Raw genomic sequence first — 14,515 nt, forward strand, 5'->3', positions numbered from 1 at the left:
AAAATTTTTATCCTTTTAATTCTGCACGTTTAGCATCAAGTTGAGTATTAATATCATTTATGTCTTTATCAGAAATTGGATAGAATTGCATGATAATCATTGATATAACGGCAAGGACAGCTGGAATCCAGATTGCAGTCACATTAATACCTGCAATGGCATTTGCTGTTTGAGTTGCAGCTGTTTCATTGAAATGAAAGATAGATAAAAGGGCAAGTGGCAAAGCACCGCCGAGCGTAAACCCAATCTTGAAGAAGAGTCCCATGATGGCATTTATAATAGCAGCGTTACGCTTACCGGATTTTAATTCACCATAAGACACAACTTCAGGGACAAGTGCCCACATAAATCCAGTTGCTGATGTCAAGCCCCATTGTTTAAGGAAGGTGGAAATATAAGCAAGCCAAAGTGCATCGTGCATGCCATTCATTGACCAAACCCAAGTCAAGAGTTCACCAACAATAAACATGGCAAGGAAAAAATGGAAGAATCCTTTTTTACCAAAAATTTTCTTAAGTTTAGGCCAGAAAAGCGGGAAGACGATCCCAGGAATAGATGAAATCAACCCAACTGCACCCATCCAAGGACTATGTTGAACAACAAATTGATTGAAGAAACCATTTACAGTATTCATGAAGAACATGAATGTAAAAGCCAACATGAAGAATAGACCAAGAATAACGAGCGGACGGTTGTTTTTAAGTTCTAAGAAAAGGTCCGTTGTTTTAACTTGTGCTGATTGTTCGGCAGTTGCGACCACCCGTTCTTTTGTGAACTTGTAGCAAAGAATTAAAGCGATGGCACCAAGAATAGCGTAAACCAGATAAACCGAGAACCATGCATGTTGAGCCGACGGATCTGTGTAAGTTCCCATATGGAGTTTCAAACCAAAAAGCCCAGTATCTTGAAGTTTATTATCTTTTGGCGCTGCCATTTGGACAAACATTGGGAACAAAGTATAAACCAAAAGGTTTGCGCCATTAGCTAACATCATCCGTGTAGAAGTCAATTTGTCAACTGATTCTGGATCACGTGTCAATGAAGCATTGAGTGAACCGTAAGGAATGTTAACCACAGAATATACTAAGTCCATCAAAAAGTAAGTGATAAATGCAAACGGAACATTTCCTTTGATACCGGGGAGAGGAGCAAACATCAAGAGGGCGAAAATCATCAATGGGATTCCTGCACGAAGTAACCAGGGACGATATTTACCAGCTTTGGACGTATGTTTATCAACAAACGTACCAACAAATGGATCCCAAACCACATTGATAATCCGAACAATCAGGAAAATTAATGCTGCTGTTGCTGTACCAATGGCATTGACCGTTGTCATGTAGAGTGCCAAGAATCCACCCACAGTACCGAAAGTTAAGTTTTGGGCAAAGTCACCAAGACCATACCCAATACGTTCGCCGAGGCTGAGCTTTTTGTACTCATCTTCGCGAATCTGAGTTGTTGTTTCACTCATTATTTAGTTCTCCTAACTAATTTTATATAAAATATGAATATTTTTAAGTTACGCACAAGTTCGTCAGTCACTTTTTTTATTCTATGGTAAAGACAAAAGTGTTACGATAGCTCTTTTTCTGTCCAGCAGCAAGGGTGATATTTCCCCATTCAGGATGATGAACAAGGTCAGGTATTTCTTGAAATTCAATAGCAATTCCACGATTTTTGGACATTGGTCTGCCATTAATTATTGACTCTGTTTCTGGATTTGTGGCTGTGTAAATCACGACCGCTTGTCTATCAGTTTGAGCTACTAGTTTACGACCAGATAAAGGGTCATAAAGCATTAAACTTTTATCTCCTTTGGGATTAAAAACAAAGCAATCATCTAGTCCTTCGGGATTATCTTTTAAAAGCTTTTTGATTGAAACGCTTTCTTTAATTGAATAAGAACTGTCGTCAACAGTTAGAAGACGACCAGTTGGTATATTCTCTTGATTGGTTTCAACTAGAAAGTCAACATTTGCTTGAATGAAATGCTCATGAGTCGTTGATAATTCTGCTGACAGATTAAAATAAGGATGCCAAGCCGGATTAAAGATTGTGTCAGTTACTGACAGGCCTGATATTGTCACCTCTAACATATTGTCAGTTAATTTGTAAGTGACTTCTGCTTGGATTTGACCTGGAAAACCGGACTCTTCATCCCTTAAACTTAGTTTAATGCCAAGAGATGACGCTGTTTCAAAAGTTTCATAAGACCAAAATTGTCTTTCCCAACCATGACTTCCTGAATGTAAATTATTCTTTCCTTCATTTGCCTCTAAACTGACAGAATCATAAGTAGCGCCTGAAATACGCCCGGCAACAGGGCCGCAAATTACACCATAATATCCTCCATCATTTGCATAGGTTTCGGAATTGTTTTTGGATAGGAGAATATTTTCAAATGTTCCATTTTTGTCAGGAGTGAAAAGTTGATGGACTCTTGCTCCATAATCATGGACAACGATGGTGAGTCGTTCATTTGATAATGTAATCTGACTGATTGATTTGTCAGCTCTGAAAGGCAAAGATTCTTTGGAAATAGTAAATGTCATAATTAACCCTCGTCATTGAGTTCTACTAATTGATGAGAAATTTCAGAGGTATTTTTATAAACTTGTTTCCAAATTTGATAAATTTGCTCATAACGAGCTACATTTTTCGGATTCGGTATGAAACTGGCTTCCTTGTAATGAACAAAAGATTTAGTGACCGCTTCTAAGCTATCAAAAAGTCCGCAACCAAAAGCAGCAATCATACAAGCACCAAGTCCCGGTCCCTGCTCAACCGTTAAGCGAATCATTTCTGAATTAAAAATATCTGCTTGCATTTGCATAATGTCGGGATTTTGCGCACCCCCACCTACGGAAATCAAACGTTTAAACTTCTTGTTTTTCGTTTTTTCCATGATATCTTTAGAATCACGCAATGAAAAGGTAATTCCTTCAAGCACTGCTCTTGAAAAATGTTTTTGTTCATGATGAGCAGAAATTCCTATAAAACTTCCGCGAATTTTTGAATCAAAATGTGGTGTTCTTTCACCTACAATATATGGCGTAAAGAGCAATCCTTCTGAACCAGGAGAAACTGTGTAAACTTCTGACAAAAGTTCATTGAAACTCAAGCCTTTTCCAAAAGTTTCCTTATACCAGTTTAAAGAATTTCCAGCAGCCAAGGTTACTCCCATTGAGTAATAAGCACCCGGAACCGTGTGATTAAAGAAATGAAGTTTTCCTTTATAATCTGCAATTTTAGGTTCATAAGCGGAAACGACTCCGGAGGTTCCCATTGAAATCAAGCCCACTTCTTCATTGATTAAACCAACACCCAGAGCGGCGGCAGCATTATCAGCTCCACCAGCAAATACTTTTACTTCATTTGTCAGTTTATAGCGTTCAGCTATTTCTGCTTTGACAAATCCTGTTCGGTCAGTGGATTCAATCAATTCAGGTAGAATTTCCATATCAATATTGAATGCGTCAGTAATTTCCTCTGACCATTGTTTTTTCTCAATATCTAAAAGTAAAGTTCCTGCTGCGTCAGAAAATTCGGTATAAATATTTCCTGTCAGCCAAAGGCTCAAGTAATCTTTTGGCAACATTATTTTTTTAACTCTTGACCAAACCTCTGGTTCATTTTCTTGGAGCCAAAGAATTTTTGGTAAGGTAAATCCTTCAAGAGCAATATTTTTTGTAATCTCTAAAAGTCGCTGACCAAGTCTGTCAGTAATTTCTTGACATTGTTTGCTTGTTCTCACATCATTCCAAAGAATTGCTGGATAAACTGGTTTATTATTGTCATCTAAAACGACTAATGAATGCATTTGCCCCGAAAAACTAATGCCTGCAAGTTGCTGACCAAAATCTGAAATTTCTACTGCCAAACCGGTCAGTACCGATTCAAGTGCCACAATCCAATATTCTGGACGTTGTTCAGAATAGCCTTGTTTGGGCGTATCAATTTGGTATTCAGCAGATTTTGTTGTAATTAAATTACCAACTTCATCCATCAAAATTCCTTTAAGACTTGATGTTCCTAAGTCAATTCCTAACACGTAAGTCATTATTATTCCTCATAATAAAAGAGAAGGACGAGGAGGAATTCCTCGCCCTCTTTTAAGTTCTAAATTTTAAACAAGATAGTCATTCAATACTGATTTGATGTATTCCAAGTGGTTAGAATCAAGTTCAATATCGTCACCATGTTCAAGTGCAAATGCGGCAAGACTTTCAAAAGTTGCTGTTCCATTTTCAATGGATTGACCAACTTCTGTATTTTTGTATGAACTATAACGTTCGTCAACAATATCAGACAAGAATTTGTCTTCAATAATTGCTGCTGCTCCTTTCAATGCACGCGCATAAGTATCCATCCCTGCAATATGAGCCAAAATCAAATCTTCTGCTTTGAAACTTGTACGACGTACTTTCGCATCAAAGTTAATTCCACCTTTGCCAAGTCCACCGTTCAAAAGAATTTGGTGCATCGCAAGTGTGATATCAATAACAAGTGTTGGAAATTCATCTGTATCCCAACCAAGCAAGTAATTTCCTTGATTGGCATCAATAGAACCCAAAGCATTGAAAGTACGTGCAGTATTTAATTCGTGTTCAAAAGTGTGCCCAGCCAACCAAGCATGATTTGTTTCAAGATTGAGTTTGAAGTATTTGTCCAAGTCATATTTTTGCAAGAAAGCAAGAGCTGTTGCTGAGTCAAAATCATATTGGTGAGTCATTGGTTCTTTTGGTTTTGGTTCAATCAAGAAAATAGGCAAGTGGTTGATTGATTTTGCATAATCAATTGCCAAATGGAAGAATTTTGCCATGTGATCCATTTCAAGACCCATATCTGTATTCAAAAGTGATTCATAACCTTCACGCCCACCCCAGAAGACGTAGTTTTCACCGCCAAGTTTTTTAGAAAGTTCAAGTCCTTTCTTGACCTGAGCAGCACCATAAGCAAAGACTTCAGCACGGTTAGAAGTTGAAACACCATTCATATAACGTGGGTCTGAGAACATATTTGCGGTATTCCAAAGCAATTTAATACCTGTTTCTTTTTGTTTTTTAAGAAGGTGGTCAGTAATTTCATCCAAATTAGCATAAAATTCTTTTAAAGAATTTCCAGTAGGTGCAATATCAATATCATGAAAACAATAATATTTAACACCTAATTTTTCAGCAATTTCAAAGAAAGCATCTACTCGACGATGGGCACGGTCAAGTTCAGAACCACCTTCCAAATCCCAAGGGCGTTCCATTGTTGCACTACCAAAGGGATCTGATCCATCCATTGTAATTGTATGCCAAAATGCGAGGGCAAAATGAAGGTGTTCCTCCATTGTTTTACCAGCAACTACTTCTTCTGGATTATAATGACGAAAGGCAAACATATTTTTTGTTTTTGTACCTTCGTATTTGATAGGTGCGATGTTGTTAAAGTAAGCCATTTTTATAGCTCCTCCTCTTTATGATATTAATATTATTTTCAAACTCGTAATTACTACTATACTTTTTATGTAATATATGTCATAATAGTGACTAGGAGAGAATGAACATGAAAAACGAATTAGAGAATATTTATCACTCAAAAATAAATAATCTTAATTTTTTACTTGTTGATATTACTTACAGAAAACCTCACCTTCATTTTGACATTGAATTAGCTTTTGTCTTGGAAGGGGCTGGTCAGGTAATAACACAAGAGCAATGCTTTCAAATCAAAGCTGGACAGGCAATTATCTTTAATAGTTGTCAAGTTCACGAACTATCTTCAAGCGACTCTATGAAACTTTTGATTCTACAGTTTTCATCAGAAATTTTTAAAATTATCTTCCCTCAGCTTGATAAAATTTATTTTGAAAGTCATCCTTTCAATCTAAAAAATCAACCTGAAACTTTAAAATTACTCTTACAAGCGGCTTTAAGTTATTTTGCTGATGATAAGAATAATTCCTTGCGTACTCACGGATATACTTCCCTTTTATTAGATCGCTTATTAAGTATTTCTGAATACAGTATTTTAAGCAGTTCTGAACAAAATAAATTAATGGATCTCCAGGAGCGAATGGAAAGAATTTCTTCTTACATTCATGAAAACTACGACCATAAAATTTCTTTAGAAATGATTGCTTCGCATGAAGGACTTTCCAGAACGTATTTTTCCCATTTCTTTAAAAGTAATTTTGGGATTAATTTCAACGAGTATTTAAATAAGATTCGTTCTGAAAAAGCAAGAACATTACTTTCTTCTTCTAAAGATAATTTATTAAATATTGCCTATATGTGTGGTTTCTCAGATATCAGAACACTCAACACCGCTTTTGTTAAATCTTATGGTGTTCTGCCAAAAGAATTTAGGAAAAATAATGTACTCTTCCCAAATCTCAACTATATGACTTTCAATCAAGATAAAATTGATAATCAAGTTTTTTATTCTGATAGAGGCTCTTTTGATATTTTGCAATATTATTTAGAAAAAAACTTTGAAAAAACAAGTAGTCATTTTTAGACTCTTTATTTTTAACAAGTTAATGATATCGCTTTCTAAGAATCTTATCTTACTGTTTTGTTCTATTTTTCAGGGGAAATGTTGTCATTTTATCATGCCTAAATTAAATAAAAAAAATACTTGGCTTTTACCAAGTATTTTTTATTAATCCCAAATTTTAGTTGCTTTAATTTCATTAATCGTTTGGTCAAAATCATTTGTTAAGATTGTAACATGTCCCATTTTTCGGTTATGTTTAGCATCTGCTTTTCCATAATCATGTTGATGCCAATCGGCATGCTCATGATCAAGTTTCTTAACCGCCTCAACATGTTGCCCTAAAACGTTCAACATAATAACAGGTTTCAAAAGCTTAGGTTCTGGTAGGTCTTCTCCTAAAATCCCTTTAATATGTAAATCAAATTGGCTGAAATCACAAGCCTCAATTGTAAAGTGACCACTGTTATGTGGTCTTGGTGCTAGTTCATTGACATAAATTTGACCATCTGCTGTTAAAAACATTTCCACACATAAGGTGCCAGATAGCTCTAATTTTTCCGCAATTGATATCGCAATTTTATAAGCATTCTCAGTAATTTCAGCAGATGTACGCGCCGGAGAAATTGTTTGATGTAAGATATTTTCTCTATGTTCGTTTTCAGCCAGTGGAAAAACCACATATTCGTGACCATTTCCACTAATAATAACAGAAATTTCACGTTCAAAAGAAATAAAATCTTCTAAAACACATTCTGAAAGTTCTATCAGTGATTTTGCCGCTGACAAATCTTTGTCATTTTTTAAAACCACTTGTCCATGCCCGTCATAACCTCCAGTTGTTGTTTTTAAAACTTGTTTTCTAGTTACTGTTTCTGGGAGTTTTTCCACTGAATCTATAAGTTGCCAAGGTGCAACATTAACTTTAGCTTCGTTGGTCAAAAATTCTTTTTCAAAGCGACGGTTTTGCGTAATCTCTAACAGACGTATTCCTTGAGGAATCCTTACACAGCCTTCAATTTCGTGCAAAGCTTTTGCTGATACATTTTCAAACTCATAAGTAATGACGTCACAAGCATAGGCGAGTCTTAATAAGTTTTCAACGTCATCATAAGGTGCAACAATCAGTTCATCAGATACTTTTGCCGCAGAACAGTTTGGATTTGGGTCAAGTGTAATGACTTTATGTCCCATGTATTGAGCAGCAATTGCCATCATCTGTCCAAGCTGACCTCCACCAATAATACCAATTGTTTGCTTTGTATTCTTTATCACAAGTCTTCCTACCCTTCATTATTTAAAATCCGACAACTTTTGAACTCTTTTTAAAGTAATGTTTTGTTTGATTCCTCAACCATTTCTTGTGCAGCAGCCCGATAGACCAACAATTTTTGGTATAAATTCTCGTTTGTATTCGCCAAAAGTTGCAAAGCAAATAAAGCAGCATTTTTTGCTCCAGCCTCTCCAATTGCCATTGTCGCTACAGGAACCCCTGCCGGCATTTGAACAATCGAATAAAGTGAATCCAAACCAGATAAAGCTCGCGATTTTATTGGAACGCCAATGACTGGGACGAGGGTCTGAGCAGCTACCATTCCTGGCAAATGAGCGGCTCCACCAGCACCTGCTATGATAACTTTATAACCTGCCTCATGGGCTTGGCTCGAAAATTCAGCCATTAAAGCTGGTGTTCGATGTGCTGATACGACTTTTTTTTCATAAGCTAAACCAAAGTCATCTAAAATTTTTGCTGTTTCTTTCATTGTCGCCCAATCTGAGCTCGAACCCATGATAATTGCTACTTCTGCCATTTTTCCTCTTCTTTTTTCTTAACCTAAATTTTTATATTGCTCGTGAACCGATATCATGACGATAAAAGAAACCATCATTTTTCAATTTATCAAGTTTTTCATAAAGCAATTTTTGTGTACTTTTTACATCTTCTCCCGTTTCAGAAACAAGATAAACTCGTCCTCCACTAGAGATTAATTGATTATTTTCATTTTTGGAAACTCCTGCATAATAAACATTTAAACCTTCAGGAATTTCTGGAAGAATAAGTCCCAGTTTTGCTTGACTAGGATAGCCTCCTGCGGCAACAACCACACCCAAAGTCACACCAGACTCAAGCCATTCTAATGTTGGCTCATTTCCAGCTAAAATATCAATAATTACTTGAGCTAGATCACTTTTTAAACGAGGGAGAACAACTTGGGTCTCAGGATCTCCAAATCGTGCATTAAATTCAATTGTTTTGACTCCGTCTTTTGTCAAAATTAAACCTGCATAAAGAACACCTGTAAATGACTTGTCTTCTTCTATCATTCCAGCTACTGTTGGTTTAACAACTTTTTCAAAAGCCTCATTCACAACCTCTTTAGAAATATGTAGGACCGGTGAGTAAGCCCCCATTCCCCCTGTGTTAGGACCTTTGTCACCATCGAAAGCTCGTTTGTGGTCTTGAGCAATCGGCATCGGATATATTTTTCCGTCATGGACAAAACTAAATAAAGAAAATTCTTCACCGTCAAGAAATTCCTCAATCACAACTTTTCCTTGACTGTCAGAAAAAATATCGGCCAGAGCTGACTTAGCGGTCTCAATATCAAAGGCAACCGTCACACCCTTTCCAGCAGCGAGACCATCAGCTTTAATAACAAGGGGAACTCCTTTTTCATCTAGATATGCAAGAGCAGGCTCTAAGCTATCAAAAGTAGCATAATCAGCCGTCGGAACCCCATATTTTTTCATAATTGATTTTGCAAAATCTTTAGAACCTTCCAGCTCTGCGGCTTTTTTATTTGGCCCAAAAATTGGTAATTTTGCTTTTCTAAAAGCATCGACAACGCCATTCATCAAAGCAGTTTCTGGGCCAACAAACGTTAGTCCAATGTTTTGATTTTGAGCAAATTCAACTAATTTATCATTAGATAGTTCGGAAATATCAACTGTTTGAATTCCATCTTTTTCCATTCCTGAATTGCCTGGAGCTACAAAAACTTCTTCAACTTGAGGACTTTCCATAAATTTTTTTGCTAAGGCATGTTCGCGGCCGCCAGAACCAATTACCAAAATTTTCATCATTTCTCCGATATTCCCAAACGCTTTTTATATACACAAACTTGTGTATTCAGCTATTTTATTTATTATTCAGCAGTCTTGAACGAATAATAAAAGCCAAAGTGATGATAGCTCATCTATCTTTTCTTGCTTTATAAATCTTATAATTCTATCTTAAAAGATTTATGATAAAAGAAAAAGCCTGAACAAAAATTTCAAGAAATAAGAAGAGAGATTGTTCGGTATTTACTCAATTCTAGATGAAATTTTTCCTAGCAATTTTTAAATGACAAATTTGTTTATCAGCTTTTCTATCGCAATTTTTATTAAAAACATGTAAAATAAATCTAAGTAGAAAAAGAAAGCGAAAACTTATGGCGACTCAACCAACCAAAGATAAAATTATTAGTAGCAGCTGGGAACTTTTAGAAGAACTTCCTCTCACAGAATTTTCAATGCGTAAGTTAGCTAGTCGGCTAGGAATGACAGTGTCTTCTCTTTATTACCATTTTTCAAGTAAAGAAGCACTTTTTGCAGAACTTATTGATAAAGCAAGCCTTGAAATTATTTTTCCAGAAAATGAAAAAACGTGGCAAGACCGCCTTTTCGTCTATGGTAAAAATATTTATGCTGTTTTAGAATCTTATCCAAACCTCGCACAATTGATGATGGATTATCCACCAGAATCTGAGAATTATCTTCGGCTCTTTGATAAACTTTTAATGATTGTAGATGATCTCAAGCTTTCTGATGATCACAAATTTTACACCATTAACCTTTTTCTAAATTTTATTTACACCAGTAAAATAGATAGTGATCGTTTAGTAGAGCAACCCGAAAAAACCGTTTCTACTGTCAAAATTCCTCTGGTACAACTGGCTCCTTTTCTCGATAAATATTGGCGAACTGAGAGCCTCACCAGTCTTGGCTCTTCTGAAAGTTTTGAATTTGGTTTACAGCTTATTATTTCAGGAATTGAAAAAATGCTTAAAATTAATTAATTTATAAAAAACTTCCTGAGGAAGTTTTTTTTCTTGACTTTATTTTAGAACAATGGTGTTATTTTTACCGAACGGTGTTCTATAAATATAAAAGAAGGTTCTTTATGAATAATACTAATGATTTTAATTTAAAAAAAGTCTTACCTGCGGTTTTAACAATTGCAATTGGAATGCTTTTAGTAATGATGGATACAACCATTATGAATGTCACTCTTCCGCATATCCAGTCTGCTTTCCATCAAAATCTCTCAAATAGTCAATGGGTCATTACTGCTTATACTTTGGCTATGGCCACAGTTATTCCATTTGCTGGATTTTTGGGAGACCGCTTTTCAGATAAAAAAGTTTTTGCTTTAGCAATCATTTTTTTCACTATCGCTTCATTTCTTGCAGCTAAAGCTCACTTACTGCAAAGTCTTATTATTTGGCGAATTGCTCAAGGCTTAACTGGTGGCGTTGTTGCTCCAATCGGAATTGGGATGTCTTTTAAAATTATCCCAATGGAAAAACGAGGTTCAATGATGGGCCTTCTAGGGTTACCAATGTTGCTCGCTCCAACAATAGGCCCTGCACTTTCAGGTTTCTTAGTTAAACACTTCAATTGGTCAACTGTCTTTTTGATTAATCTTCCGGTTGGAATTCTAGCCTTAATCTTTGTTCTCCTCTTTCTCCCAAATTTTCCTGCAAATAAAGCAAGTAAAATTGACTTAAAAGGGGCTCTTCTTTCTCCATTTGCCTTTCCAATTTTAATTTATGGTGTGCACCTTGGGGCAGATAAAGGCTGGTCAAATCCTACTGTCCTCTCTTTTGTAGGTCTTGGGTTAATCATGTTGCTTTTATTCATTGTTGTTGAACTACGTGTTGAGAATCCTCTTTTACACCTTCGAGCTTTTGCAATTCCTGAATTTACAAAAGGAATTTCGCTCATGTGGCTCAATCAAATCGTTGTTTTCGGGGCCATGCTTCTTGTCCCACTTTACTTACAAAATGTCGTTGGACTTTCTTCTGAAAATACAGGGCTAATCATGGTTCCACAGGCAATTGCTAGTTTTTTAGGAATGACAATCGGTGGGCGTATTTTTGATAAATTTGGGACGAAAGCCGCAGTTCTGCCGGGCTTTACTCTGGGAGCTTTAAGTCTTAGTCTTTTTAGTCAAATTAAACCTAGTTCTTCTTTGGCTTTCACACTTTGTGCTATTGTTTTACTTGGTTTAAGTCAAGGTTTAGTCAATATGCAAGTTAATAATCACGCCCTTCAATCTGTTCCAATGAAAAATATCAGTCGAGTTACTCCACTAACAAATGAAATGATGCAAGTAGTCAACTCATTTGCCATTGCCTTTTTGACAGCATTTTTAAGTGGTCAAATCAAAAAACAGACTGGGCTTTCTTCTTTACAAGCAAATCTAACTGCCTTCCATCATACTTTTTACTTACTTCTTATTTTTGTAAGCTTCGGTTTCATTTTAAGTCTATTTTTGAGAAAAAAAGTGAAAGCATAATAAAAAAACACTGTTTAAATAAACAGTGTTTTTTATTACCAATTTTTAACCAAAGCTGGAATTTCTAATAGGTCTTGGATTTGCACATCTGGTTGTGCTTCACCACTAACTTCCAATCGTTTTGGATTATACCAAATTGTCTTAATTCCAGCTCTATTCCCTCCTAAAATATCAGTTGCTAGGGAGTCGCCAACGATTGTAAATTCCTTTTGATTGGCCGCTTCAATATGGTCAAAAACGTAATCGAAGAAAGCAAGAGAAGGCTTATGATGACCCACTTCTTCACTAATAAAGATTTCTCTAAAGTGATCAGAAATTCCAGACTCAAATATTCGTGGGCGCGAAACACGTGACGTTCCATTACTAACCACATACATTTCTGCCTCTTTGGCTGACAGCTCTGTTAGTAATTCCTTGGCATGATTAATCAGTTCATGACCCTGTGATAAGTAAAGTTGATATTCATCATCAACAGCAACTGGATTATAATTTACTGACACATTTAAAGCTCTAAAAGCATGGTCAAATCGAGTAGATAGAAGTTCTTCACGTGAAAGTTTTTCTGATTCGTGTAAACGCCAAAGCGCTTTGTTTTCACGAGAGTAAGTCGCACGATTTTCCTGATTATCTTCAATTTGATAGTGGGTAAAAATTTTTCCCAAAGCATCATATTCTGCTTTATCAAAATCAAGTAAGGTGTTATCAATATCAAAAAGTAGTACAGTCATTTCTTTTCCTTTGCTTAATGTATTCTTTGCATTCCTTACATTATAACAGAAAAGGAGATAAAGATGACTGTTCTGAAACTTGAAAATTTTTTCAATAACAATAGACAGAAGATTTTACGATAAAAATTTTTATATTAAATTAGTGAAAAAAATCTACCTTAAAGGTAGACTTTTTATTAATGTCTAAAATGACGAAGTCCTGTGAAGACCATCGCAATTCCATATTTATCACAGGCATCAATCACTTCTTGGTCGCGGACAGAGCCACCTGGTTGAACGATTGCTTTAATTCCTGCTTTAGCAATTTCATCGATATTGTCAGCAAATGGGAAAAAGGCATCCGAACCAAGAACCGCATTTTCTTGGAGTTCTGCTGATTTTTCAGCGGTTGCCTCTAAAGCAATTTTTACTGAGCCCACACGGTTAGTTTGACCAGGACCAACACCAAGCGTCTGGTGGTCATTGGTCACAATAATACCATTTGATTTGACAAACTTAACTGCTTTCCAAGCAAACTTCATGGCCTCCATTTGTCTGTCAGTTGGTTGAACTTTAGTCGCCACCGTCCATTCTTTTGGATTTTCAACAATGATGTCTTGATTTTGAACAAGTAGTCCTCCAAGAACCCCTGTTACAAGCGCTTCTTTTTCTGAGGCTTCTTTTTTAGAAAAATCAACGGTTAAAAGCCGAATATTTTTCTTTTTACTTAAAACTTCCAAGGCCCCTTCGCTATAAGAGGGTGCGATAATAATTTCAAGGAAAATCTTGCTCATTTTTTGCGCAGTTGCCAAAGTTACTTCTCGATTTAAAACGATAATTCCACCGAAAATTGAAACTGGATCTGCTTCATAGGAGTAATCCCAAGCTTTTTCGATATCTGTTGCTGTTCCAATCCCACATGGATTCATATGTTTGAGTGCTACAACTGTTGGTTCTTCAAAATCTCTTGCAATTTGTAAAGCAGCATCTGCATCACGAACATTGTTATAGCTGAGTTCTTTACCATGAATTTGCTGACTTTGTGCAATTGAATAAAGCGTTGGTAAACCTGACTCATAAAAATCTGCATTTTGTTGCGGATTTTCACCATAACGCATTCCTTGTTTAAGGTCGTAAGTCAAGGTTAATTTTTCTGGTTTTACATTTTCTACTGGAAATTCTTCTGTCAAATATTGTGCAATCAAAGCATCATAACTTGCAGTGTGGCGAAATACTTTTGCTGCAAGTTGCTGACGAAAACTTAAACTTGTTTCACCTTTTGCTGACAGTTCTGTCAATACTTTTTCATAATCATTTGGGTCACAAACAACTGTGACTGACGCATGATTTTTAGCTGCTGAACGCAACATTGAAGGACCACCAATATCAATCTTCTCAATCATTTCTGCTTGACTGCCTCCAGCAAGCAAAGTTTCTTTGAAAGGATACAAATTCACAACAACCAAATCAATTGGAGAAATATGGTGTTCTGTCATTGATTTCATGTGACTTTCCAAGTCTCTACGTCCAAGAAGGGCTCCATGAATTAGTGGGTGTAATGTTTTAACACGACCATCCATCATTTCTGGAAATCCTGTTACTTCATCGATTGCAATATTCGGAATTTCTTCTTGGTCCAGAACGGCTTTCGTTCCACCCGTTGAGATAATTTCCCAACCTAATTCCTGAATTTTCTTAGCAAATTCTACAATACCTTCTTTGTCTGAAACACTGATAAGTGCACGTCTTGACATGATTT

Annotated in this window: 12 protein-coding genes; 3 read left to right on the forward strand and 9 right to left on the reverse strand. The window is 36.1% G+C overall.

Annotated features, from left to right (window positions below):
* Positions 1-7: 7 nt before the first annotated feature.
* From QJV49_RS02470 to xylA, 4 genes are all read right to left on the reverse strand, one after another.
* Entirely contained in the window at positions 8-1,474 is a 1,467-nt protein-coding gene (locus QJV49_RS02470) for an MFS transporter (RefSeq protein ID WP_225512738.1), read from the reverse strand.
* 76 nt (positions 1,475-1,550) lie between these two features.
* The gene (locus QJV49_RS02475) at positions 1,551-2,555 is read right to left on the reverse strand and encodes an aldose epimerase family protein (RefSeq protein ID WP_225512739.1); all 1,005 of its coding nucleotides are present in this window, start codon (positions 2,553-2,555) and stop codon (positions 1,551-1,553) included.
* Positions 2,556-2,557: 2 nt separating this feature from the next.
* The gene (xylB, locus tag QJV49_RS02480; protein WP_225512740.1) at positions 2,558-4,063 is read right to left on the reverse strand and encodes a xylulokinase; all 1,506 of its coding nucleotides are present in this window, start codon (positions 4,061-4,063) and stop codon (positions 2,558-2,560) included.
* Positions 4,064-4,129: 66 nt separating this feature from the next.
* Positions 4,130-5,449: a xylose isomerase gene (gene xylA / locus QJV49_RS02485; RefSeq protein WP_225512741.1), complete on the reverse strand. Its 1,320-nt coding sequence runs from the start codon at positions 5,447-5,449 to the stop codon at positions 4,130-4,132.
* Between the two features lie 107 nt (positions 5,450-5,556).
* Here xylA and QJV49_RS02490 point away from each other — a divergent pair, with 107 nt between their 5' ends.
* Positions 5,557-6,510, forward strand: coding sequence for an AraC family transcriptional regulator (locus QJV49_RS02490; protein ID WP_225512742.1), 954 nt, complete (start codon positions 5,557-5,559; stop codon positions 6,508-6,510).
* A gap of 144 nt (positions 6,511-6,654) precedes the next feature.
* Here the strand turns inward: QJV49_RS02490 and purK are convergent, their stop codons facing one another.
* The 3 genes from purK to purD all read right to left on the reverse strand — a co-directional run bounded on the left by purK (position 6,655) and on the right by purD (position 9,567).
* Positions 6,655-7,704: a 5-(carboxyamino)imidazole ribonucleotide synthase gene (gene purK / locus QJV49_RS02495; RefSeq protein ID WP_281449174.1), complete on the reverse strand. Its 1,050-nt coding sequence runs from the start codon at positions 7,702-7,704 to the stop codon at positions 6,655-6,657.
* A gap of 107 nt (positions 7,705-7,811) precedes the next feature.
* Positions 7,812-8,297, reverse strand: coding sequence for a 5-(carboxyamino)imidazole ribonucleotide mutase (gene purE, locus QJV49_RS02500; RefSeq protein WP_225512744.1), 486 nt, complete (start codon positions 8,295-8,297; stop codon positions 7,812-7,814).
* 31 nt (positions 8,298-8,328) lie between these two features.
* Positions 8,329-9,567 (reverse strand): phosphoribosylamine--glycine ligase, encoded by a 1,239-nt coding sequence (gene purD, locus QJV49_RS02505; protein ID WP_225512745.1) that lies wholly within the window; start codon positions 9,565-9,567, stop codon positions 8,329-8,331.
* A 353-nt stretch (positions 9,568-9,920) separates the two neighbouring features.
* Here purD and QJV49_RS02510 point away from each other — a divergent pair, with 353 nt between their 5' ends.
* Entirely contained in the window at positions 9,921-10,547 is a 627-nt protein-coding gene (locus QJV49_RS02510; protein WP_225512746.1) for a TetR/AcrR family transcriptional regulator, read from the forward strand.
* A gap of 104 nt (positions 10,548-10,651) precedes the next feature.
* Positions 10,652-12,049: an MDR family MFS transporter gene (locus QJV49_RS02515; RefSeq protein WP_225512747.1), complete on the forward strand. Its 1,398-nt coding sequence runs from the start codon at positions 10,652-10,654 to the stop codon at positions 12,047-12,049.
* 35 nt (positions 12,050-12,084) lie between these two features.
* Here QJV49_RS02515 and QJV49_RS02520 read toward each other — a convergent pair whose 3' ends face one another.
* Together QJV49_RS02520 and purH are read right to left on the reverse strand one after the other, a co-directional pair.
* Complete coding sequence (locus tag QJV49_RS02520; protein WP_225512748.1) at positions 12,085-12,777, reverse strand: YjjG family noncanonical pyrimidine nucleotidase; 693 nt, start codon at positions 12,775-12,777, stop codon at positions 12,085-12,087.
* Between the two features lie 176 nt (positions 12,778-12,953).
* A complete protein-coding gene (gene purH / locus QJV49_RS02525; protein WP_225512749.1) occupies positions 12,954-14,510 on the reverse strand; it encodes a bifunctional phosphoribosylaminoimidazolecarboxamide formyltransferase/IMP cyclohydrolase in 1,557 nt (518 codons plus the stop codon).
* Between the last annotated feature and the right edge of the window lie 5 nt (positions 14,511-14,515).

Origin of the sequence: Lactococcus sp. NH2-7C, from assembly GCF_029953655.1 — a bacterium.
GTDB lineage: Bacteria > Bacillota > Bacilli > Lactobacillales > Streptococcaceae > Lactococcus > Lactococcus lactis.

Bases quoted from the DNA above. Each gene is read 5' to 3' on its own strand.
- QJV49_RS02470 (WP_225512738.1), bottom strand. From the start codon at position 1,474: ATGAGTGAAACAACAACTCAGATTCGCGAAGATGAGTACAAAAAGCTC.
- QJV49_RS02475 (WP_225512739.1), bottom strand. From the start codon at position 2,555: ATGACATTTACTATTTCCAAAGAATCTTTGCCTTTCAGAGCTGACAAA.
- xylB (WP_225512740.1), bottom strand. From the start codon at position 4,063: ATGACTTACGTGTTAGGAATTGACTTAGGAACATCAAGTCTTAAAGGA.
- xylA (WP_225512741.1), bottom strand. From the start codon at position 5,449: ATGGCTTACTTTAACAACATCGCACCTATCAAATACGAAGGTACAAAA.
- QJV49_RS02490 (WP_225512742.1), top strand. From the start codon at position 5,557: ATGAAAAACGAATTAGAGAATATTTATCACTCAAAAATAAATAATCTT.
- purK (WP_281449174.1), bottom strand. From the start codon at position 7,704: ATGATGGCAATTGCTGCTCAATACATGGGACATAAAGTCATTACACTT.
- purE (WP_225512744.1), bottom strand. From the start codon at position 8,297: ATGGCAGAAGTAGCAATTATCATGGGTTCGAGCTCAGATTGGGCGACA.
- purD (WP_225512745.1), bottom strand. From the start codon at position 9,567: ATGAAAATTTTGGTAATTGGTTCTGGCGGCCGCGAACATGCCTTAGCA.
- QJV49_RS02510 (WP_225512746.1), top strand. From the start codon at position 9,921: ATGGCGACTCAACCAACCAAAGATAAAATTATTAGTAGCAGCTGGGAA.
- QJV49_RS02515 (WP_225512747.1), top strand. From the start codon at position 10,652: ATGAATAATACTAATGATTTTAATTTAAAAAAAGTCTTACCTGCGGTT.
- QJV49_RS02520 (WP_225512748.1), bottom strand. From the start codon at position 12,777: ATGACTGTACTACTTTTTGATATTGATAACACCTTACTTGATTTTGAT.
- purH (WP_225512749.1), bottom strand. From the start codon at position 14,510: ATGTCAAGACGTGCACTTATCAGTGTTTCAGACAAAGAAGGTATTGTA.